This window comes from Georgenia daeguensis (assembly GCF_039537705.1).
Taxonomy (GTDB): domain Bacteria; phylum Actinomycetota; class Actinomycetes; order Actinomycetales; family Actinomycetaceae; genus Georgenia; species Georgenia daeguensis.
Genome location: NZ_BAABBA010000004.1, coordinates 169,436 through 190,278, shown reverse-complemented (window position 1 = coordinate 190,278; position 20,843 = coordinate 169,436). Strand labels below are relative to the sequence as shown.

Here is a 20,843-nt window from a genome sequence, read left to right as displayed (position 1 = left end):
TCAGTCGAGGGCGTCCCAGTCGCCGGGCCCGGCCAGCGGGTCGACCCCCTCCTCGGCGAGCACGTCGTCGATGGCGCGCATGGCCACGCCGCCGGAGAAGCCCTTGCGGGCGAGCATGCCCGCGAGGCGGCGACGGCGGACCTGCGGGTCGAGCCCGCGCGTGGAGCGTGCCTTCTTCTCGACCAGCCGGCGGGCCGCCGCACGCTCGTCACTCTCGTCCACCTGCTCGAGGGCGAGCGCAGCGACCTCGGGCTCGATGCCCTTGCGACGCAGCTCCTGCGCCAGGGCGCGCCGGGCGAGCCCACGCTCCGCGTGCCTGGTGCGCACCAGCATCTCGGCGTAGGCGGCGTCGTCGACCAGGCCCACCTCGGTGAACCGGTCGAGGACGCGTCCGGCGACGTCCGCCGGCACGTCGCGCCGCGCCATCGCCTCCTCGAGCTGGGCGCGGCTGCGGGGCGCCGCCGTGAGCTGGCGCAGGGCGATGGTGCGCGCCACCTCCTCAGCGTCAGGCTCGGTGTCCTGGGCGGCCGCACCGGTCGGCGGCGGCTCGAGCTCGTCGCGCCGGCGCCCCCCGCGCCGCCGACCGGTTCCGGGCTGTGTCATGCCGCTCAGAAGTCGACCGGGACCTCGCCGTCGGCGGCAGCCTTGGTGGCCTCCGCCTCGGCCGCGGCCTCGCCGATGCCGAGCTTGGTGAGGATCTTCTTCTCGATCTCCTCGGCCAGCTCGGGGTTGTCCCGGAGGAACTGGCGGGCCTTCTCCTTGCCCTGGCCGAGCTGGTCGCCCTCGTAGGTGAACCAGGCGCCGGACTTGCGCACGATGCCGTTCTCCACCCCGAGGTCGATCAGGCCGCCCTCGCGGGAGATGCCCTGCCCGTAGAGGATGTCGAACTCGGCCTGCTTGAAGGGCGGGGCCATCTTGTTCTTCACGACCTTGACGCGGGTACGGTTCCCGACCGCGTCGCCTGCCTCCTTGAGCGTCTCGATCCGGCGCACGTCCAGGCGGACGGAGGCGTAGAACTTCAGCGCCTTGCCGCCCGTGGTTGTCTCGGGCGAGCCGAAGAAGACGCCGATCTTCTCGCGCAGCTGGTTGATGAAGATCGCGGTCGTGCCCGAGGCCGAGAGCGCACCGGTGATCTTGCGCAGGGCCTGAGACATCAGACGGGCCTGCAGACCCACGTGCGAGTCTCCCATCTCGCCCTCGATCTCCGCCTTGGGCACCAGCGCGGCGACGGAGTCGATGACCACGATGTCGAGGGCGCCGGAGCGGATCAGCATGTCCATGATCTCCAGGGCCTGCTCGCCGGTGTCGGGCTGGGAGACCAGGAGCGCGTCGGTGTCCACGCCGAGCTTCTTCGCGTACTCGGGGTCGAGCGCGTGCTCGGCGTCGATGAAGGCCGCGATCCCGCCGGCCCGCTGGGCGTTGGCGACGGCGTGCAGCGCCACGGTCGTCTTGCCGGAGGACTCCGGGCCGTAGATCTCGACGACGCGGCCGCGCGGGAGGCCGCCGATGCCGAGCGCGACGTCCAGCGCGACGGAGCCGGTGGGGATCACCTGGACCTTGGGCCGGGTGTCGTCGCCCAGGCGCATGACCGACCCCTTGCCGAACTGGCGGTCGATCTGGCTGAGCGCGGCCTCCAGGGCCTTGCTGCGGTCTGCTACGGGAGCGGGCATGTCAGTCACCTTTCGGCAGGCGGGCCGCAGGTGCGGCCCTCGGATCGGTCAGGGCAGGTCTTGGCAGGGCCCGCCCTCGCCGGACGGCTACCTGCAGGCGACGCTATGCCCGACCACTGACATCCGTCCGACGCCCCCCGCACAGCTGTGGAAAGGTGCCGACGTCGTCGCCTGAGGATGACACTACGACGAACGGGTGTTCGACGGCCACCGACACGCCGGGCCACCCTGCACGGGTCCGCCGGACGACGCCGCACCCCGCCGTGCTAGGAACGGCGCGGGCCCTGCGGGCGCTCCCGGGGATCGATCCGGTGCCGCCAGCGGGTGGCCTCGTCGAGGTCCATCTCGTCGCAGACGGCGTCCCACACCTGGCGCGGCGGCACCCCGTCCGCGAGCGCGCGGACGGCGGTGCGCCCCCCGACCGAGCCCAGGACGAGGTCCTCGGCGACCGAGCGGCCGTACCCCGGCCCGAAGGTCTCCTCCAGCACCTGCCAGAACTCCGAGTGCTTCACCCGCCAAGAGTGCCACGGCCGGGGCGCCCTCCGCCCCGCGCGGGGCGGATGTCCGTGGCTGGCGGCAGAATGTCGAGGGTGCTCCCGTTCTCCGAGGCGACCCGGTCGTGGTTCGAGGGTGCCTTCGCCGCGCCCACCGCCGCGCAGACCGGCGCGTGGGACGCCATCGCCTCCGGCGAGCACGCGCTCGTCGTCGCGCCCACGGGGTCCGGCAAGACGCTCGCCGCCTTCCTGTGGGCCGTCGACCAGATGCTCACCGGCGAGGTGCCCGAGCCGCTCGACCGCTGCCGGGTGCTCTACGTCTCTCCCCTCAAGGCGCTGGCCGCGGACGTCGAGCGGAACCTGCGCTCGCCGCTCGTGGGGATCTCCCGGGCGGCCGCCCGCCTCGGCACCCCGGTCAACGACGTGCGCGTCGGCGTGCGCACCGGCGACACCCCGGCGAACGAGCGCCGCCGGTTCGCCACCCACCCGCCGGACATCCTCATCACCACCCCGGAGTCGCTCTACCTGGTGCTGACCTCCGGCGCGCGGGAGGGGCTGCGCGGGATCCGCACGGTGATCGTCGACGAGGTCCACGCGGTCGCGGGAACCAAGCGCGGCGCCCACCTGGCCCTGAGCCTGGAGCGGCTGGACGCCCTCCTGCCGCGGCCGGCCCAGCGCGTCGGCCTGTCGGCGACCGTGCGTCCCGTCCCCACGGTGGCCACGTTCCTCGCCGGGCACCGCACGCTCGACGACGGCGGACGGCACGTGCGCGTGGTCCAGCCGGAGAGCAGCAAGGAGCTGCGCATCGACGTCGTCGTCCCGGTCGAGGACCTCTCCGACCCCTCCGCGACGCCCCTGCGCGCCGCCGACCGCGAGGCTGCGGACGGCGCGGAGCTCGACCTGTCCGGGGACGCCTCGGGCGCGTCGCCCGAACCCCGCCAGCCCTCCGTGTGGCCGCACATCACCGAGCGCATCGTCGACCTGGTCACCGAGCACCGCTCGACGATCGTCTTCACCAACTCCCGCCGTTCAGCCGAGCGGCTCACCGCGCGGATCAACGAGGAGTGGCAGGCCCGCCACGAGGGCGTCGGCGGCGCCGCGGTCCTCGACGAGGCCGGCGGCACGTGGTCCGCCGCCCTGCCGGGCCAGGCGGGCACCGCGCTGGGGGTCGAGGACGTCGTGGCCCGCGCCCACCACGGCTCGATGAGCCGGGAGGAGCGGGTCCGCACGGAGTCAGCCCTGAAGTCCGGGCAGCTGCGCGCGGTGGTCTCCACCTCGTCCCTGGAGCTGGGCATCGACATGGGCGCGGTGGACCTGGTCGTCCAGGTGGGCTCGCCGCCGTCGGTGGCGTCGGCGCTGCAGCGCATCGGGCGCGCAGGTCACCAGGTCGGCGCGGTGTCCCACGGCGTCGTCCTGCCGACCCACCGCGGTGACCTCATGCCCTCCGCCGTGGCCTCCGTCCGGGCGCAGGAGGGCCTGATCGAGGAGGTGCACGTCCCAGCCAACCCCCTCGACGTCCTTGCGCAGCAGATCGTGGCGATGCTCGCCGTCGAGGATCTCGGCGTCGAGGAGCTCACGGCCGTCGTGCGCCGCTCGGCCCCCTACGTCTCGCTCGGGGAGCGCTCGCTCGGCGCGGTCCTCGACATGCTCGCCGGGCGCTACCCCAGCGAGGACTTCGCCGAGCTGCGGCCACGGATCGTCTGGGACCGCACGTCGGGGGTGCTGAGCGCCCGCCCCGGCGCCCTGCGCCTGGCGACGACCTCCGGCGGCACCATCCCGGACCGGGGCATGTACGGCGTCTACCTCGCCGGCGGGCCGACCACCGACGACGGCGGCCGCGGCACCGGCGGCGTCACCGCGGGCGCCCGCGGGCGCGGGGGGCGACGGGTGGGCGAGCTCGACGAGGAGATGGTCTACGAGTCGCGGGTCGGCGACACGTTCACGCTCGGGACCAGCACCTGGCGCATCGAGGACATCACGCCCGACCGGGTCCTCGTCAGCCCGGCCCCCGGGCAGCCCGGCCGCCTGCCGTTCTGGAAGGGCGACTCCCCCGGCCGCCCCGCCGAGCTCGGACGGGCCCTGGGGCGGGCCACGCGCGAGCTGCTCGCCGGCCTCGACGACGGGTCCGCGGCCGAGCGCCTGGGGGCGGCGGGACTCGACACGTGGGCGGTGGAGAACGTCACGGCCTACCTCGCCGAGCAGCGCGAGGCGACGGGGCGCCTGCCGGACGACCGCACCATCGTCCTCGAGCGGTTCCGTGACGAGCTGGGTGACTGGCGGGTGGTCCTGCACTCGCCCTTCGGCGCGCGGGTGCACGCCCCGTGGGCCCTGGTGCTCGCCGACCGCCTCCGCGAGCTGACCGGGATGGACGTGCACGCCGCGCCGAGCGACGACGGGATCGTCCTGCGCCTCCCGGACGTCGAGGGCGCCGACGGCGAGGGCACCGGGCCGCTGGACCCGGCCGTCCTGCTGCTCGAGCCCGCCGAGGTGTCCGGGCTCGTGGTGGAGGCGCTGGCGGGCTCGGCGCACTTCGCGGCCCGGTTCCGGGAGGCGGCGGCGCGGTCGCTGCTGCTGCCCCGGCGCCGGCCCGACCGTCGCCAGCCGCTCTGGCAGCAGCGGCAGCGCTCCGCCCAGCTCCTCGCCGTCGCATCCGCCTTCCCGGACTTCCCCGTGGTGCTCGAGGCGGTGCGCGAGTGCCTCCAGGACGACTTCGACGTCCCCGCGCTGACGGGGCTCATGACGGAGATCGCCAGGCGCGACATCCGGATCGTCGAGGTCTCCACGACCTCGCCGTCGCCGTTCGCCCGCTCCCTGCTGATGGGCTACGTGGCCCAGTTCCTCTACGCCAACGACGCCCCGCTCGCCGAGCGTCGCGCGGCCGCCCTCGCGCTGGACCCCGCACTGCTGGCCGAGCTGATCGGGTCGGACCTCGGGGACCTCGCCGACCTGCTGGACCCGGAGGCGCTCGCGGAGGTCGCGGCGGCGGTGGGACTGCGCACCGAGAGCACCCGGGCGAGAGACGCCGAGGGCCTCGTGGACCTCGTGCGACGCCTGGGCCCGGTCACGACGGCGGAGCTCGCCGAGCGCTGCACCTCGCCCGAGCTGGTCCCGGCCTGGCTGGACGAGCTCGAGGCGAGCCGCCGCGTGCTGAGCGTGCGGGTCGCCGGCACCGAGCAGTGGGTCGTCCTGGAGGACGCCGCCCGGCTGCGCGACGCCCTCGGCACGGCGCTGCCGGTGGGCCTGCCGGAGGCGGTGCTCGAGCCGGTGACCGACCCGCTCGGCGACCTCGTGAGGCGGCACGCCCGCACGCACGGCCCGTTCACCGCGCACGACGTCGCCGACCGTCTGGGGCTGGCCGTGGGCGCGGTGCATGCCGTGCTGGCCGACCTGGTCCGCACGGGCCTGCTCGTCCAGGGCCGGCTGAGCCCCGGTCCCCCGCCGGCCGACGGCGCCGTCGAGTACTGCGACGCCGAGGTGATGCGGCGGATCCGGCGTCGCTCGCTGTCCCACCTGCGCAGCGAGGTCGAGCCCGTCCCGCCCCGCACGCTCGGGGTGTTCACCCCGCGCTGGCAGCACGTCGCACCCGTCGGGTCGCGCCCGGAGCTGCGCGGCGCCGACGGTGTGCTCACCGTCGTGGACCAGCTCGCCGGTGCGCTCGTCCCCGCCTCCGCGCTCGAGTCGCTGGTGCTGCCGGCCCGGGTGCGGGACTACCGGCCAGGTCTGCTCGACGAGCTCACGGCCGCCGGCGAGGTCGTCTGGGCTGGGGGCGGCGCCCTGCCCGGTGTCGACGGCCTGGTCACCCTGCTCCCCGCCGACGCCGTCACGGACCTCGCCCCGCCGGTCGGCGACCACGCCCCGGGGCCCGTCCACACCCACCTGCTCGAGGCGCTCGCGGGCGGCGGTGGCCGGTTCTTCCGCGAGCTGCTGCCGCCGGACGAGGTCGACGACGCCGGACGCCCCACCCGCCGCGTGCCGCCGCCCGAGGTGCTCGAGGCCCTCTGGGAGCTCGTCTGGGCGGGCCTGGTCACCAACGACACGCTTGCGCCGGTGCGTGCCCGCCTCGGGGGCGGCCGCCCGGCGCACGCCTCGCGGGCACCGTCGGCACGCCCGCGGTCCCTCCGCACCGGCGCCGGCCTGCGGCGAGGCGCGCTCTCGCGCGCGGGGCTCGCCGGGGCTGTGCGGTCGGCGACGAACGTGAACCTCCCCGCGGCCGCTGGCCGGTGGTCGCTGCTGCCGAGAGACGGGCAGGTCCCGTCCGCCGACCAGGTGGAGGAGCGCACCACGAGGACCGCCGTGCTCACCGCGGCGCTGCTCGAGCGCCACGGGGTGCTGGTCCGCGGTGCCGCGGGGCTCGAGGACCTCCCGGGCGGGTTCGGCGCCGCCTACCAGGTGCTGCGCCGCCTCGAGGAGTCGGGGCAGGTGCGGCGCGGTTACCTGGTCGAGGGGCTCGGCGCCGCCCAGTTCGCGCTGCCGGAGGTGGTGGACCGCCTGCGGGCCGACGCGGCCGATCTGGCGTCGCGCCGGTCCGCGGCGCGTGATGCGCCGCCGTCGCCGTACGGGCAGGACTCGCCGTACGGGCAGACCTCGCCGTACGGACAGGCCGCGCCGCACGGGCAGGCGTCCACGGCGCGCGTGCACCTGATGGCCGCGACCGACCCTGCGAACCCGTACGGTGCGGCGCTCGCCTGGCCCCCCACCACAGCGGGCGAGGGCCATCGCCCCGGCCGCAAGGCGGGCGCCGTCGTCGTCCTCGTGGAGGGGGACCTCGTCCTCTACGTCGAGCGGGGCGGCAGGACCCTGCTGTCGTTCAGCGACGACGCCGCGGTGCTCGGCCCGGCCGCGTCCGCGCTGGCCGGGCGGGCGGGCACGGGCGACCTCGGGCCCTTGACCCTGCACCGGATCGACGGCCTGCCCGCGCTCGAGGCGGACGGCCCCCTGGCCGACGCCCTTCGCGCGGCCGGGTTCGGGCCCACGCCGCGGGGGCTCCGGCTGCGGCCCGCTCACCCCGGGACGTCCGTGACCTCGCCGCAGCGGCGCTAGCCGTCACCGGGGCGACAGGTCCGGAGCGGTACCGCGCCCGTCCTCCGGCACCCGCCCGAGCACCGCGGTGGCGTCGAGCGAGTCGTCCGTGACCACGGTGGCGGAGAGCCCGTGGCGTTCGACCGCCTCGACGGTCGCAGGGGCCTGCACCGCGCTGGTCTCGATGAGGAGGATGCCGTCCGGCCTCAGCCAGGTGGGTACGCCGGCGGCGACCCGGCGGTGCACGTCCAGCCCGTCGGCCCCGCCGTCGAGCGCGGCCCGCGGCTCGTGCAGGCGGGCCTCGGGCGGCATGAGAGCGATCGCGTCCGAGGGCACGTAGGGCGCGTTGACGACCAGCAGGTCCACGCGGCCGGCGAGCGACCTCGGCAGCGGCGCGTAGAGGTCCCCGCGGTGGACCGAACCGCCGACGCCGGCGACGTTGCGCCGTGCGCACGCGACCGCCGCGGCGTCCACGTCCGAGGCGTGCAGCTCGACGCCCCCCACGGAGGCCGCGACGGCGGCGCCGACCGCGGCCGACCCGCAGCACAGGTCGAGGACCACCGGGCGCCTAGCTCTCCCGGCCCCACCGGACCGACGCAGGTGGGCCACACCCTCGCGCACCAGGAGCCCGGTGCGGCGGCGCGGGACGAAGACGCCGTCGTCGAGGAGGATCCGCAGCCCGCAGAACTCCACCCAGCCGAGCACGTGCTCGAGGGGGACGCCGGCGACCCTGCGCTCCAGGAGCGCCTCGAGCTCAGCCGGCGTGCGCGCCGCCGCCTGGAGCAGGCGTGCCTCGTCCTCGGCGAACACGCAGCCGGCCGACCGGAGCGCCCGGACGACCCACGCCGGGCCGGGCTCATCCGTCCTCGCCGCCGGCTCGCGGCGCGCGGGCCGGGGCGCGCCGGTCACCGCCGCAGGTCCCGTCAGTCGCTCGGCTGCTCGTCGGCGCGGCCCCGCAGGCGCGCCTCCTCGGCGCGCACCCGCGCCGCCGTCGCCCGCTCGCTCTCGAGCCACGCGGGCATCTCCTCGAGCAGCGCCTTGATCTGCTCGGTCGTGAGCGGCTGCGTGAGGCCCCCGCGGGCCAGCCCGGAGGTGGAGACCCGCAACCTTCGGGCGACCTCCTGCCGCGGGTGCGGCCCGTTGCGCCGCAGCTCGGTCAGCCACTCGGGCGGGTTGCTCTGCAGCTCGTTGAACTCCTCGCGGCTGATGTCCCGGCCGCGGAACTCCTCCGGGGTGGCATCGAGCAGCACACCGAGCTTGCGTGCCGCGGTCTGGGGCTTCATGGTCTGCTGCTTCGGCGCGCTCATGCGCCCCAGCGTAGGCGGCGACGGCGCTCTGACCGAACAGCCCGCCCTCAGGCGGCCGCCGTGCCGCCCGACGGGGGCGAGGATCAGAGGTTCGAGGACGTGCGGGGCACAATGGCCGGATGAGCGAGGAACGTCGGGCCGTGGCGCAGCGCTCTCGTGCACGCACCGAGGAGCGGACGCGGTGGATCCGTGAGGCGGAGAGGGCGGCCGCCAGGGCGGTCCAGGGGCCCGAATGAACGACGAGTTCCGTGTCCGGTTCGTCCCCGGCGTGACCCCGGACAAGTGGCTGCGCACGTGGGCGGCCCGCATGCCGGACAGCCCGATCGACGCGCGGGTGGTCGAGGAGGACGACGACCCCGCTGCCGCCCTGCGCGCGGGCGAGTGCTCGATGGCGTTCCTCCGGCTGCCGGTGGACCGTGCCGGGCTGCACGTCATCCCGCTCTACGAGGAGATCCCGGTCGTCGTGGCGGCCAGGGAGCACCCGGTCGCGGCCTTCGAGGAGGTCGACGTCGCCGATCTCGCCGACGAGGACCTCCTCCAGGACCCGGGCGCGGTCCCGGAGTGGGAGGCCGTGGCCACCGACCGTCCGCGACCCGTGCTGCCGCGGATGAGCGTGCCGGAGGCAGTCGCCGTGGCGGCGGCCGGGTCGGGCGTCCTGATCGTCCCGCTCTCCGTCGCGCGGCTGCACCACCGCAAGGACGTGGTGCACCGGCCGGTGACCGGCGTCGCCGGCTCCCGCATCGGGCTCGCATGGTGCAGCGACGACGACGACCCACGGATCGAGGCCTTCGTCGGCGTCGTCCGCGGCCGGACCGCACGCAGCTCCCGCGGCACGTCGGCCAGCTCCCCGGCGGTGGACGGGGACCGCGGCAAGCAGGACACGGGCCGGGGCGGGCAGGGCACCGGCGGCCGGAGGGGCAGCGGCGGCGGGCAGGGCAGCACCGGCGGCCGAAGCACCGGCGGCCGGCGGGGCAGCGCCGGCGGCGACGGCACCCGGTCCCGCAGCCGCCGGAGACGCCCGCGCTGAGGCCGGGCGTCTACGCTGCCCGGAGGAGCCGGGCACGGGACTCGGCGGCGAGGAGCGTCAGCGGTGAGCAGCAGCACGGTGCGGACGGTCAGCATCGGCGACGTCACGATCGGTGGGGGCATCCCGGCCGTGATCGTGCCCGTCCTCGGAGCGAGCGTGGCCGAGCTGCAGGAGGAGGTCGCAGGTCTCGGCCGGCACCGGGCCGACGTGGTCGAGTGGCGCGTCGACCACTTCGCCACGCTGACGGACACCCCCGCCGTCGTCGCCACTGCGCACGAGCTGAGCCGGCTGCTCTCCGCCACGCCTCTGCTCGTCACCTGCCGCACGAGCGCCGAGGGCGGGGCCGCCGAGCTGGAGCCCGGCGCGTACCGCGATCTCCTCGCCGCACTGGCCGCGTCCGGCGCGGTCGACCTCCTCGACGTCGAGTACCTGCGCGGCGACGTCGCGGGCGCCGTCGTCGAGACGGCCCACCGCCACGCGGTCCCGGTGATCGCCTCGAACCACGACTTCACTGCCACGCCGCCCGCGCACGAGATCGTCGCCCGGCTGTGCGCGATGCAGGATCTCGGTGCCGACGTCGCCAAGATGGCCGTCATGCCCCGCAACCTCGCGGACGTGCTCGCCCTCCTCGACGCCACCCGCGTGATGTCGGAGGAGCACGCACGCGTCCCGATCGTCACGATGGCGATGGGACCGTTGGGTGCGGTGTCCAGGATCGCGGGTCACCTCTTCGGCTCCGCGGCGACCTTCGCCGCTGCGGGCACGGCCTCGGCGCCCGGTCAGCTCGACGTGGACGACGTCCGCACCGTGCTGGAGATTCTCGAGCGCGCCGGCGCGAGACCCGTGCCGGACGACGCCGCACCCGCGCCGCACAGCGCGGCCCACGTGCCGGACGCAGGGGCATGACCCGGCGCCCGGCGGCGCTGCCGGCCACCCTGGAGCCCGGAGGTGCCTGAGGGCGACAGCGTGGTGCGGGTCGCCCGGCGCCTGGACGCGGCGCTGGCCGGCCAGGTGCTCGTGCGCGGGGAGCTGCGCTGGCCGAGCCTGGGCGGGACCGACCTGGCCGGGGCCGCCGTCGTCGGCAACGCCACCCACGGCAAGCACCTCCTCACCCGGCTGGCGGACGGGCGCACGCTGCACACGCACCTGCGGATGGAAGGACGCTGGCGCGTGGTGCGGACCGCCGACCTCGCCCCGGGCGGGACCAGCCGGGCGGACCGCTCGCCCCAGGTCCGGGCGGTCCTGGCCACGGCGCGGTGGACGTGCCTGGGCTTCGACCTGGGCCTGATGGACCTCCTCCCCACCCGCGACGAGCACCTGGTGATCGGCCACCTCGGTCCGGACGTCCTGGCCGCCGAGCTCGACGCGCCCGCCGCCGGGGCCCGGATCCTCGCGCAGGGCGCCCGCGGGATCGGGGAGGTCCTGCTGGACCAGACCGTGGTCGCGGGCCTGGGCACCATCTACATGACGGAGACCCTGTGGGCGCACCGCGTGTGGCCGTGGACGCCGGCCGGGGAGCTGGGCGACGACGTGGCCGAGAGCCTGGTGCGGACCTCCCGGGCGCTGATGCTGCGCTCCGTGGCGGCTCGGACACCGACCGCCACGGGCGACGTGCGCCGTACCAGCAACGTCTTCGGGCGCGAGCGGCGCCCGTGCCCGCGGTGCGGCACCCCGGTGCTCCGTGCGGAGGTGGGCACGGCGCCGACGGCGCGACGGGTCTTCTACTGCCCGTCGTGCCAGCGCGCTCCGTGAGGCCCGGAGCCGGACAGACCACGAGCCCCGGATCTCTCCGGGGCTCGCGGGGACGGCCGAGGGCCGCGTGAGGCTGTGGGTCAGGCCACCGGGGTGAGGAGGTTCTCCCGGCGCAGCAGCTCGTCCGGCACGGTGTCCGGCACGTGCACGCCCTCGGCCACGGCGACGCGCTCGGAGACGGCGCGCAGCACGAAGCTCATGGGCACGTTCAGGGCCTCGCAGATGGAGGCGAGCAGCTCGGAGGACGCCTCCTTCTGACCGCGCTCCACCTCGCTGAGGTAACCCAGCGACACGCGGGCGGCGGACGACACCTCGCGCAGGGTCCGGCCCTGGCGCTGACGGGCGTCACGGAGCACGTCACCGATCTCACGTCGAAGCAGGATCATCGTGCTGCCCTCCTCCCCTGCCCGGCTGGGCGATGTCGTCCTACCGTACCCTGCACCGGGCGCAGGGCGCTGCCCGGATCGAGCTGCGGGACGACCTTGCGGGCGGCGCAGCTTCTGCTCCGCACCCCGATAGGTGTACCTGGTTGTGGTCATCACCCGGATCAACGCCGGGGCGGGCCGGGTTGTTCCCCGCCCTCCGGGCCCGGGCCGGCCAGGGTGCCGGCGAGCAGCGCGAGGGCGACGTCGACGGTCGCCGCGCGCAGGGCCGCGCGTCCCCCGGCCAGCCGAAGCGAGCGGACCCGGACGACGCCCGGGGCGGCCACCGCGACGTGCACCGTCCCCACGGCGCGCCCGTCCGCGGGCCCGGGACCCGCCACCCCCGTCGTCGCCAGCGCGTGGGTCGCCCCGAGCCGCCGCGCCGCGCCGAGCGCCATCTGCCGGGCCACCTCAGGATGGACCGGCCCCTCGGCGGCCAGCAGGTCCGCGTCGACGCCGAGGAGGTCGTGCTTGAGGTCGGTCGCGTAGGCGACGATGCCGCCGCGCAGCACCGCCGAGACCCCGGGGACCGTGACGAGCAGGGCGGTCAGGGCGCCCCCGGTGAGGGACTCGGCCACCGCGAGCGTGCCGCCGCACCCCCGGAGCGCGGCGACGACGCGCCCGACGCCGGCCCCGCGCGACGGCGCCACCGCCGCCCGCATCAGGGGCGCGCGGCGTCGTCGTCCTCGGCGGCCGCCGAGATGCGGGCCGCCTGGACGACGTAGTCGATGCCGGTGATCACGGTGACCGCCACGGCCACGAGGACGACGATCCAGGTCACGACCGCGATGGCGTCCACGACGCCGTTGGACAGCATCCCGTCCCACGGCACCAGCAGGAGCAGGATGAACGCGATCTGCAGCGTCGTCTTGAGCTTGCCACCCTTGCTCGCGGCCATCACGGCGCGCCGGATCATGAAGAAGCGCAGCGCCGTGATGCCGAGCTCGCGCACGATGATCACGACCGTCACCCACCAGGGCAGGAGGCCGTCGGCGGAGAGCAGCACCAGCGCGGAGATCACCAGCGCCTTGTCGGCGATGGGGTCGGTGATCTTGCCGAAGTCGGTCACCAGCCCGCGGCTGCGGGCCAGGGACCCGTCGAGCTTGTCCGTGGCCGCCGCGAGGGCGAACACGGCGGTGGCCCACAGCCTGGTGGCGGTGGTGTCCTGCAGGAAGAGGTACACGAAGACGGGCACCATGAGGATGCGGGCCATCGTGAGGATGTTGGCCACGTTCCACAGCGGTACGGGGGCGGGCTGCCCGGCACCGGCCGGCGTCGTCGCGGGGTCGGTCGTCACGCCCCCACCCTATGACCCGCGCGCCCCTTCGGCTGCACGGACGCACCCGGCCGCGCCGCGGGGTCACCGCCGTGGTCCGGGCGGGCCCCGCGGCGCAATACGCTTCGCGCATGAGGTCCGCGTCACGCCGCCAGCGCGAGGCGCACCGCCGTCGGCGCCGGGAGCAGGTGCTGGCCTCGGCGCTCACCGGCGTCGCCCTCGCCTCGGCGGTCGCGGGGCTGGGTGCCGGGGCCCGCCCGCTCCCCGACGGCGGGCCGGACGCCCCGCCGGCGGCCACCCCCGCCCCGGTGCTCACCCCCACCCCGGCGCCGACCCCCGGGCCGGCGCCGTCGTCCACCCCGACGCCGGCTCCCGACGTCACCTTCACGATCCTCTCTGCCGGGGACGTCCTGCCCCACGCCAGCGTCAACCGCAGCGCCGCGCTGCCCGGCGGCGGGTACGACTTCGTCCCCCTGATGGCCGGGGTCGAGGAGTGGACCGCCGGCGCGGACCTGGCGCTGTGCAGCCTCGAGGTGCCGCTCGCCCCGCCCGGCGAGGAGGTCAGCGCCTACCCGGCGTTCGGCGCCCCGGGCGAGCTCGTCACGGCGCTCGCCGAGCTGGGCTGGGACGGCTGCGCCACGGCCACCAACCACGCCCTGGACCGCGGCCTCGCGGGCGTGAGCCACACCCTCGACATGCTGGACGCGGCGGGCCTGGGCCACGTGGGCACGGCGCGGGACGCCGGCGAGGCGGCCCAGCCCCAGCTGTACGTCCTGCGGCGGGGCGAGCGCGAGATCGTCGTCGCCCACCTGGCGGCCACGACGCTCCTCAACGGCCCGGCCGCCCCGGCGGCCGCGCCGTGGGCGGTGACGAGGGCCGACGCCGGCGCCCTGACCGAGCAGGCGCGCGCCGCGCGCGAGGCCGGCGCGGACGTCGTCGTCGCCAGCCTCCACTGGGGCGTGGAGTACGTCCACTCCCCCACCCGGGAGCAGCTCGAGATCGCCGCCGCACTGGCCGACGGCGGGCAGATCGACGTGGTCCTCGGCAACCACTCCCACGTCCCGCAGCCGATCGAGCAGCTGCCCGGCGGCCCCGACGGGGCCGGCATGTGGGTCGCCTGGTCGATGGGGAACTTCCTCTCCAACCAGGACGACGAGTGCTGCACGATGGAGACGGCCACCGGCGTCATGACGACGACGACGGTCGAGGTCCCGGCCGACGGGCCGGCCCGGGTCACCGGCCTCGGCTGGGCCCCGGTCACGGTGGACCGGGACGGCGAGCACCGCATCTACCCGCTGCTCGACCTCGCGGCGGGCGCCGGCCCGTCGGGACTCCGCCTCGACGACGCCACCATCGCCTCCCGCGCGGCCCGGGTCACCGAGGTGATGGGCGCCGACCGGGTCCGCCGCGAGGCGGCGGACCCCACCGGACCGGAGCCGGAGGTCGTGCCCCGGGGGCTCCGGGCGGTCAGCGGCCCGTGAGCTGCCAGGCGTCCTCGCCGTCGTCGCTGTCCTCGTCGTCGTAGTCCACCGCCGCCTCGGGCAGGTGCCCCGCCACGCCGTCGGCGTAGCGGTCCACCGGTGCCTCGTCGACGTGGACGACGTCGGCCGCGTCGGCGGGGTCGTACGGCGCCTCGGCCGGCTCCTCCCCGCGCAGCATGGCGAGGGTGGTGGGCAGGTCGTCGGGCTGGACGAGGACGTCGCGGGCCTTGGACCCCTCGGAGGGCCCGACGATCTCGCGCGACTCCAGCAGGTCCATGAGCCGGCCGGCCTTGGCGAAGCCGACCCGGAGCTTGCGCTGGAGCATCGAGGTGGACCCGAACTGCGTGGTGACGACGAGCTCCGCAGCCTGCAGCAGCAGGTCGAGGTCGTCGCCAATGTCCTCGTCCACCTGCTTCTTCGCGACGGTGGCGACGACGTCGTCGCGGTAGGTGGGCTGCAGCTGCGCCTTGACGTGGTCGACGACCGCGTGGATCTCCGACTCCGTGACCCAGGCGCCCTGCACGCGCATCGGCTTGGCCGAGCCCATCGGCAGGAACAGCGCGTCGCCCTGGCCGATGAGCTTCTCGGCGCCGGGCTGGTCCAGCACCACGCGCGAGTCCGCGAGCGAGGAGGTCGCGAAGGCCAGGCGGGAGGGCACGTTCGCCTTGATCAGGCCCGTGACCACGTCGACCGAGGGGCGCTGCGTGGCCAGCACCAGGTGGATGCCGGCCGCCCGGGCGAGCTGGGTGATGCGCTGGATCGAGGCCTCGACGTCGCGCGGGGCGACCATCATCAGGTCGGCGAGCTCGTCGACGATCACCAGCAGGTACGGGTAGGGGGCGATCTTGCGCTCGGACCCCTCGGGCGGCCTGACCTTGCCGGCCCGCACGGCGGCGTTGAAGTCGTCGATGTGCTTGTAGCCGAAGGCGGAGAGGTCGTCGTAGCGGGCGTCCATCTCCCGCACCACCCACTCCAGGGCCTCGGCGGCCTTCTTCGGGCTGGTGATGATCGGGGTGATCAGGTGCGGGATGCCCTCGTAGATGGTCAGCTCGACCCGCTTGGGGTCGACCAGCACCATCCGCACCTCCTCCGGGGTGGAGCGCATCATGATCGAGGTGATCATCGAGTTGACGAAGCTCGACTTGCCGGCACCGGTCGCGCCGGCGACCAGCAGGTGGGGCATCTTGGCGAGGTTCGCGACGACGTAGCCGCCCTCGACGTCCTTGCCGACGCCGACGACGAGCGGGTGCTCGGTGCGGCGCGCGACAGAGGAGCGCAGCACGTCGCCCAGGGCGACGGTCTCGCGGTCGGCGTTGGGGATCTCGACGCCGATCGCGGACTTGCCGGGGATGGGCGAGAGGATGCGCACGTCGGCGCTGGCGACGGCGTAGGCGATGTTCTTGCTCAGCGCGGTGATGCGCTCGACCTTCACGCCGGCCCCGAGCTCGAGCTCGTAGCGGGTCACCGTCGGGCCGCGGGAGAAGCCGGTGACCTTGGCGTCGACGGAGAAGTCGGTGAGGACCTGGGTCAGGGCCTCGACGACGCGGTCGTTGGCGGCGGAGCGCACCTTGTGCGGGGCGCCCTTGATGAGCATCTCGTCGCCCGGCAGCGTGTAGATGACGTCGGGCGCCAGCTCGAGCTGCTCGGCCCGGGCCGGCAGCGCCTGCGTGGGCGGGGCGGTGAGCTCGGCCTTCTCCTCGGCGGTCGCCTCCGCCGTCGAGTCCGCGGTGGCCGCGGTGGCGGGCGTCGCGGGCGCGCCGCGCCTGCGGCGGCCCTTGGGCATCGCCGTCGCGCCGCCCTCCTCCGCGGGCGCCAGCTCGGCCGCGGCGGTGAAGGCCTCGTCGGCGGCGTACTCCCCCGGGACCACGGCCTCGGCGCCCTCGGCCTTCTTCCGGCGGCGGCGCGGGGCGGGCGGGCGGTGCGTGCCGTCGGCGGCGACCACCTCCGTGGTGGCGGCCCCGCCGTCGCCGTCCTCCGGCTGGCGGCCCAGCAGCCAGGCACCCGCGTTGCGCAGACGCCCGGGGACGGCGGCGACCGGGGTGGCCGTCACCACGAGAAGCCCGAACAGACCGACGAGGACGAGGATCGGGACGGCGCCCCACTCCGAGAGGAGGATGGTCAGCGGGGTCCCGAACAGCCAGCCCAGCAGCCCGCCGGCGCTCTCGACGGCGGCGAAGTCCTCCCGCGGGCTCGGCAGGTCGAGGCCGATGTGGATGAGGCCGCAGACGGCGGCGATGACCGCCGTCAGGCCGATGGAGACGCGGGCGTTGGCCTGGGACCGCTCGGGGTGGCGCATGAGCCGGACCGCCATGCCCACGAGGACCAGCGGCAGCAGGACACCCAGGACGCCGACGACGCCGGCCGCGACGTGGTGGATGACGTCCCCGGCGATGCCGGAGAGGCCGAACCACTCCCGGAGCGCGATGACGATGGCGACGCCGAGCAGCAGGAACGCCAGCCCGTCGCGGCGCAGGGCCGGGTCGAGGTCCTTGGCGCCGGATCCGACGCTGCGTGCGGTGCCACCCACCAGGTGCGCTCCTCCCATCCAGAGGCCTCGGACCGCGCGCACCGGGAGCGACCTGCGTCTCGGGCGTGACTGTGCAGTCGACCGCCCGCCACCACGGGTTCCTTTGCCGCTCCGGGAGCCGCGCGCCTGGGACCCTCGTGCTGTCGAGGCCGACCGTCCGCGAGAAGTGGTACGGGTAGCCATGATGGTGCCCAAACTAGCCCCGGCACGCCGCCCGGGCCCGCTCGCCGCGCCGCCGGGGCGGGTCGCGATGGAGCGAGAAGCGCCACAGCGACCCGCCGCGGGCGGCGGGGTTCACGCCGTCGTCAGGCCTCGACCACCGTCGGGATGATCATCGGGCTGCGGCGCAGGCGCTTGGCCGCCCAGCGGCCCACCACGCGGCGCATCGCCTGCTGCATCTGGTGCGGGTCGGCGTTGCCGCGCCCGACCACCTCGTTCAGCGCGTTGGTGACGTCCGGCAGGATCGCGTCGAAGACGGAGTCGTCCTCGGCCATGCCGCGGGCCTGGATGTGCGGTCCCGTGAGCACCTTGCCCGTGGCGGTGTCGACCACCGCGAAGATGGCGATGAAGCCCTCCTCGCCGAGGATGCGGCGGTCCTTGAGCTCGGCGTCGGTGATCTCCCCGACGGAGGAGCCGTCGACGTAGACGTACCCGCACGGGACCGCCCCGGCGATCCGGGCCTTGCCGTCGACGAGGTCGACGACGACGCCGTCCTCGGCGAGCACGACCCGCTCGGCGGGCACGCCGGTCTGCACGGCAAGGGCACCGTTGGCGACGAGGTGACGGATCTCCCCGTGGACCGGCATGACGTTCTTCGGCCGCACGATGTTGTAGCAGTAGAGCAGCTCCCCGGCGCTGGCGTGGCCGGAGACGTGCACCTTGGCGTTGCCCTGGTGGACCACCTTGGCGCCGAGGCGCATGAGGCCGTTGATGACGCGGAAGACCGAGTTCTCGTTGCCCGGGATGAGCGAGCTGGCGAAGATCACCGTGTCGCCGGGGCCGACGGCCACGCGGTGGTCGCGGTTGGCGATGCGGCTGAGCGCGGCCATCGGCTCGCCCTGGGAGCCGGTGGCCATGAGGACCGTCTCGTGCGGCGCGAAGTCGTCGATGTGCTTGACGTCGATGAGCGTGCCCGGCGGCACCTTAAGGTAGCCGAGCTCGGCCGCGATGCCCATGTTGCGCACCATCGACCGCCCGACCAGGGCGACCTTGCGCTCGTGGAGGGCCGCGGCGTCGAGCACCTGCTGGACGCGGTGGACGTGGGAGGCGAAGGAGGCGACGACGATCTGCCCCTCGGCCTGGGCGAAGACGTTGTCCAGCACCGGGCCGATGTTGCGCTCGTGGGCGGTGAAGCCCGGCACCTCGGCGTTGGTGGAGTCGACCATGAACAGGTCCACGCCCTCCTCGCCGAGCCGGGCGAAGGCGCGCAGGTCCGTGATCCGGTTGTCCAGCGGGAGCTGGTCCATCTTGAAGTCGCCGGTGTGCAGCACGTTGCCGGCCCGGGTGCGGATCATGACCGCGAGCGCGTCGGGGATGGAGTGGTTGACGGCCACGAACTCGAGCCCGAAGGGCCCGAGCTGCTCCGTCTGGCCCTCGCGCACGGCCAGGGTGACGGGGGTGATGCGGTGCTCCTTGAGCTTGGCCTCGATGAAGGCGAGGGTGAGCTGGGAGCCGATCAGCGGGATGTCGCGGCGCTGGCGCAGCAGGTAGGGCACGCCGCCGATGTGGTCCTCGTGACCGTGGGTCAGGACGATGGCCTCGATGTCGTCGAGGCGGTCGGCGATGTAGTCGAAGTCCGGAAGGATCAGGTCCACGCCGGGCTGGTTGTCCTCCGGGAAGAGGACGCCGCAGTCGACGATCAGCAGGCGGCCGGAGTGCTCGAAGACGGTCATGTTCCGCCCGACCTCGCCGAGCCCGCCGAGCGGGACGATCCTCATGCCTCCCTGCGGGATCGGACCGGGCGCGGACAGCTCAGGATGGGGATGGCTCACGGGCCCATCTTGCCAGGTGGCCGGCGGAACACCGCAGCGCGGGCTGCGTGACCTATGCCCCCAGGAGTCCCTGCTCACGCAGGACCGCCGCGAGCGCCTCGACCTCCGCCTCGCTGGCGCTGACCAGCGGGAGCCGGACGGCGGGGCTGGGGATGACGCCCTGGAGGTGGAGGGCGTGCTTGGCCATGACGGCCCCCTGCCCGCCGCCCATGAGCGCGGCAACGACGGGACGCAGCCGGGCGGCGACGTCGCGCGCGCCGGGGAGGTCGCCGGCGTCGACGGCGCGCACCATCTCGGCGTAGGCGCCGGCGGTGACGTGGCCGACGACGGAGATGACGCCGGAGGCGCCGTGGGCGAGCCAGTCGAAGTTGAGGGCGTCGTCCCCCGAGTAGAACTCGAGCCCGGTGCGGGCCATGCGCTCGAACCCGGCCGGCACGTTCCCCGTGGCGTCCTTGACGGCCTTGACGCGGGGGTGCTCGGCGAGCCGGTCGAGGGTGTCGTCGGCGATCGCGACGCCGGTGCGGCCCGGGATGTCGTACAGGATCACCGGCACGTCGACCGCGTCGGCGACGGTCCTGATGTGCTGGTAGACGCCCTCCTGCGACGGGCGGTTGTAGTACGGGGAGACCACCAGCAGGCCCTGGGCGCCGGAGCGCTCGGCCCCCTGCGCGATGCGGACCGCGTGCGCGGTGTCGTTGGAGCCGGCGCCGCCGATGATCATGGCGCGGTCCCCCACCGCGTCGACGACGGCCCGCATCAGGTCGTCCTTCTCGGGCTGGTGCGTGGTGGGCGACTCCCCGGTGGTGCCGTGCAGGACCAGGGCGTCGCAGCCGTCGTCGACGAGCTTGACGGCGACCGCCACCCCGGCGTCGACGTCGATCGAGCCGTCCTCGTGGAACGGGGTGACCATCGCGGTGGCGACCGAGCCGAACGTGCGCGCGGGGACGCGCGGGGAGGCGGTGGAGTCCATGGGAGGACGGTAACGCGGCGGGCCCGTGACGCAGGTGCGACGTTCCACATGGTGGCGCCGGAGCGTGGCGAGGGAGCGCGGCGCGGGGCCGCGGTGCCGGGCGGCTAGCCTGGGCCGATGACCTCAGCGGACGACCTCGGCCACCAGGACGTGCTCGGCGGGCTCGCCGCCGGGCCGGACGCGGACCCGCACGCGGGGCACGCGCACGCCGACCCGCTGCGGCCTTCGGCGGACCTCTCGGTGCGTCCCGCCGTCCCCGAGGACGCCGGGGCCATCGGCGACGTGCACGCCCGGACGCTGCGGGCCTCGCTGGCGGCCGGCGTCGGCCACGACCTCGGCCCCGAGATCGCCGCGGCGATCGACCCGGCGGCGCTCGGCGCGTCGTGGGCCGCCGCGATCGAGGCGCCGCCCTCGCCACGGCACCGGGTGCTGACGGCGCTGGCCGGCGCACAGGTGGTCGGCTTCGCCGCCTTCGCGCCCGCCGAGGTGCCGGTCGAGGTCGAGGCGGTCGACGCGGACGGGAGCGGCCCGGCGACCGGCGCGGACGGGAGTGCCGCCGTCGCGGACGGGAGCGTCGCCGACGGGGCGGCCGGCGCCGAGCCGGGTGCCGCCGTCGCCGAGATCCTGGCTCTCGAGGTGCCCGCCGCCCACGCCCGCCGCGGGCACGGCTCGCGCCTCCTGGCCGCCTGCGCGGACCTGCTGCGCCAGCAGGGCGCCGCCCGCGTGCAGACGTGGACCGTCCAGGCCGACGAGTCCCGCACCCGGTTCCTCGGCCAGGCCGGGTTCGCGCCCGCCGGGCTGCGCCGCTCGCTCGACGTCGGCGGCGAGGAGGTCGTCGAGATCTGCTGGTACGCCGACCTCTGAGACCGAGCCGGCACCGGCGGGGCTCGCCCGCCATCGACAGGCT

Annotated in this window: 17 protein-coding genes; 6 read left to right on the top strand and 11 right to left on the bottom strand. The window is 75.4% G+C overall.

The features are described from left to right. The 3 genes from ABD774_RS05705 to ABD774_RS05695 all read right to left on the bottom strand — a co-directional run bounded on the left by ABD774_RS05705 (nt 1) and on the right by ABD774_RS05695 (nt 2,182). Nucleotides 1-603: a regulatory protein RecX gene (locus tag ABD774_RS05705; RefSeq protein WP_345038631.1), complete on the bottom strand. Its 603-nt coding sequence runs from the start codon at nt 601-603 to the stop codon at nt 1-3. Between the two features lie 5 nt (nt 604-608). Next, nucleotides 609-1,670: a recombinase RecA gene (gene recA, locus ABD774_RS05700; RefSeq protein ID WP_345038629.1), complete on the bottom strand. Its 1,062-nt coding sequence runs from the start codon at nt 1,668-1,670 to the stop codon at nt 609-611. A gap of 266 nt (nt 1,671-1,936) precedes the next feature. Further along, on the bottom strand, nt 1,937-2,182 hold the full coding sequence (locus ABD774_RS05695; protein WP_345038627.1) for a DUF3046 domain-containing protein: 246 nt from the start codon (nt 2,180-2,182) through the stop codon (nt 1,937-1,939). Nucleotides 2,183-2,251: 69 nt separating this feature from the next. Between ABD774_RS05695 and ABD774_RS05690 the strand changes: the two genes are divergently transcribed. Then, the gene (locus ABD774_RS05690; RefSeq protein ID WP_345038625.1) at nt 2,252-7,204 is read left to right on the top strand and encodes an Lhr family ATP-dependent helicase; all 4,953 of its coding nucleotides are present in this window, start codon (nt 2,252-2,254) and stop codon (nt 7,202-7,204) included. A gap of 3 nt (nt 7,205-7,207) precedes the next feature. Here the strand turns inward: ABD774_RS05690 and ABD774_RS05685 are convergent, their stop codons facing one another. After that, entirely contained in the window at nt 7,208-8,092 is an 885-nt protein-coding gene (locus ABD774_RS05685) for a putative protein N(5)-glutamine methyltransferase (protein WP_345038622.1), read from the bottom strand. Nucleotides 8,093-8,106: 14 nt separating this feature from the next. After that, nucleotides 8,107-8,490, bottom strand: coding sequence for a DUF5997 family protein (locus ABD774_RS05680; RefSeq protein ID WP_345038620.1), 384 nt, complete (start codon nt 8,488-8,490; stop codon nt 8,107-8,109). 232 nt (nt 8,491-8,722) lie between these two features. Here ABD774_RS05680 and ABD774_RS05675 point away from each other — a divergent pair, with 232 nt between their 5' ends. The 3 genes from ABD774_RS05675 to ABD774_RS05665 all read left to right on the top strand — a co-directional run bounded on the left by ABD774_RS05675 (nt 8,723) and on the right by ABD774_RS05665 (nt 11,269). Beyond that, a complete protein-coding gene (locus ABD774_RS05675) occupies nt 8,723-9,517 on the top strand; it encodes a LysR substrate-binding domain-containing protein (RefSeq protein ID WP_345038618.1) in 795 nt (264 codons plus the stop codon). A gap of 63 nt (nt 9,518-9,580) precedes the next feature. After that, nucleotides 9,581-10,423 carry a type I 3-dehydroquinate dehydratase gene (gene aroD / locus ABD774_RS05670; protein ID WP_345038616.1) on the top strand — a complete coding sequence of 281 codons (843 nt, stop codon included), beginning with the start codon at nt 9,581-9,583 and terminating at the stop codon, nt 10,421-10,423. A 42-nt stretch (nt 10,424-10,465) separates the two neighbouring features. Then, nucleotides 10,466-11,269: an Fpg/Nei family DNA glycosylase gene (locus tag ABD774_RS05665; RefSeq protein ID WP_345038614.1), complete on the top strand. Its 804-nt coding sequence runs from the start codon at nt 10,466-10,468 to the stop codon at nt 11,267-11,269. A gap of 80 nt (nt 11,270-11,349) precedes the next feature. Here the strand turns inward: ABD774_RS05665 and ABD774_RS05660 are convergent, their stop codons facing one another. The 3 genes from ABD774_RS05660 to pgsA form a co-directional block, all read right to left on the bottom strand. Next, nucleotides 11,350-11,655 carry a helix-turn-helix domain-containing protein gene (locus tag ABD774_RS05660; protein WP_345038611.1) on the bottom strand — a complete coding sequence of 102 codons (306 nt, stop codon included), beginning with the start codon at nt 11,653-11,655 and terminating at the stop codon, nt 11,350-11,352. A 161-nt stretch (nt 11,656-11,816) separates the two neighbouring features. Beyond that, the gene (locus ABD774_RS05655; protein WP_345038609.1) at nt 11,817-12,353 is read right to left on the bottom strand and encodes a CinA family protein; all 537 of its coding nucleotides are present in this window, start codon (nt 12,351-12,353) and stop codon (nt 11,817-11,819) included. After that, on the bottom strand, nt 12,353-12,988 hold the full coding sequence (gene pgsA, locus ABD774_RS05650; RefSeq protein WP_345038607.1) for a CDP-diacylglycerol--glycerol-3-phosphate 3-phosphatidyltransferase: 636 nt from the start codon (nt 12,986-12,988) through the stop codon (nt 12,353-12,355). The genes ABD774_RS05655 and pgsA overlap by 1 nt, the downstream gene beginning before the upstream one ends. Nucleotides 12,989-13,098: 110 nt before the next feature. Here pgsA and ABD774_RS05645 point away from each other — a divergent pair, with 110 nt between their 5' ends. After that, nucleotides 13,099-14,448, top strand: coding sequence for a CapA family protein (locus ABD774_RS05645; RefSeq protein WP_345038605.1), 1,350 nt, complete (start codon nt 13,099-13,101; stop codon nt 14,446-14,448). Here the strand turns inward: ABD774_RS05645 and ABD774_RS05640 are convergent. From ABD774_RS05640 to dapA, 3 genes are all read right to left on the bottom strand, one after another. After that, nucleotides 14,435-16,993 carry a DNA translocase FtsK gene (locus ABD774_RS05640; RefSeq protein ID WP_345038603.1) on the bottom strand — a complete coding sequence of 853 codons (2,559 nt, stop codon included), beginning with the start codon at nt 16,991-16,993 and terminating at the stop codon, nt 14,435-14,437. The two genes, ABD774_RS05645 and ABD774_RS05640, sit on opposite strands and share 14 nt — an antisense overlap. Nucleotides 16,994-17,280: 287 nt before the next feature. After that, nucleotides 17,281-18,966, bottom strand: coding sequence for a ribonuclease J (locus ABD774_RS05635; RefSeq protein WP_345038600.1), 1,686 nt, complete (start codon nt 18,964-18,966; stop codon nt 17,281-17,283). Between the two features lie 52 nt (nt 18,967-19,018). Beyond that, nucleotides 19,019-19,936, bottom strand: coding sequence for a 4-hydroxy-tetrahydrodipicolinate synthase (dapA, locus tag ABD774_RS05630; RefSeq protein ID WP_345038598.1), 918 nt, complete (start codon nt 19,934-19,936; stop codon nt 19,019-19,021). Between the two features lie 117 nt (nt 19,937-20,053). On the opposite strand from dapA, the gene ABD774_RS05625 reads away from it, so the two are divergent. Further along, nucleotides 20,054-20,800, top strand: a complete 747-nt coding sequence (locus ABD774_RS05625; RefSeq protein WP_345038596.1) for a GNAT family N-acetyltransferase — start codon at nt 20,054-20,056, stop codon at nt 20,798-20,800. Nucleotides 20,801-20,843 lie beyond the last annotated feature (43 nt).

Excerpts from the sequence above, each read along its gene's own strand:
- ABD774_RS05660 (WP_345038611.1), bottom strand. The coding sequence starts at position 11,655 with ATGATCCTGCTTCGACGTGAGATCGGTGACGTGCTCCGTGACGCCCGT.
- dapA (WP_345038598.1), bottom strand. The coding sequence starts at position 19,936 with ATGGACTCCACCGCCTCCCCGCGCGTCCCCGCGCGCACGTTCGGCTCG.
- ABD774_RS05640 (WP_345038603.1), bottom strand. The coding sequence starts at position 16,993 with ATGGGAGGAGCGCACCTGGTGGGTGGCACCGCACGCAGCGTCGGATCC.
- ABD774_RS05625 (WP_345038596.1), top strand. The coding sequence starts at position 20,054 with ATGACCTCAGCGGACGACCTCGGCCACCAGGACGTGCTCGGCGGGCTC.
- ABD774_RS05680 (WP_345038620.1), bottom strand. The coding sequence starts at position 8,490 with ATGAGCGCGCCGAAGCAGCAGACCATGAAGCCCCAGACCGCGGCACGC.
- recA (WP_345038629.1), bottom strand. The coding sequence starts at position 1,670 with ATGCCCGCTCCCGTAGCAGACCGCAGCAAGGCCCTGGAGGCCGCGCTC.
- ABD774_RS05705 (WP_345038631.1), bottom strand. The coding sequence starts at position 603 with ATGACACAGCCCGGAACCGGTCGGCGGCGCGGGGGGCGCCGGCGCGAC.
- ABD774_RS05645 (WP_345038605.1), top strand. The coding sequence starts at position 13,099 with ATGAGGTCCGCGTCACGCCGCCAGCGCGAGGCGCACCGCCGTCGGCGC.
- ABD774_RS05675 (WP_345038618.1), top strand. The coding sequence starts at position 8,723 with ATGAACGACGAGTTCCGTGTCCGGTTCGTCCCCGGCGTGACCCCGGAC.
- ABD774_RS05655 (WP_345038609.1), bottom strand. The coding sequence starts at position 12,353 with ATGCGGGCGGCGGTGGCGCCGTCGCGCGGGGCCGGCGTCGGGCGCGTC.
- ABD774_RS05690 (WP_345038625.1), top strand. The coding sequence starts at position 2,252 with ATGTCGAGGGTGCTCCCGTTCTCCGAGGCGACCCGGTCGTGGTTCGAG.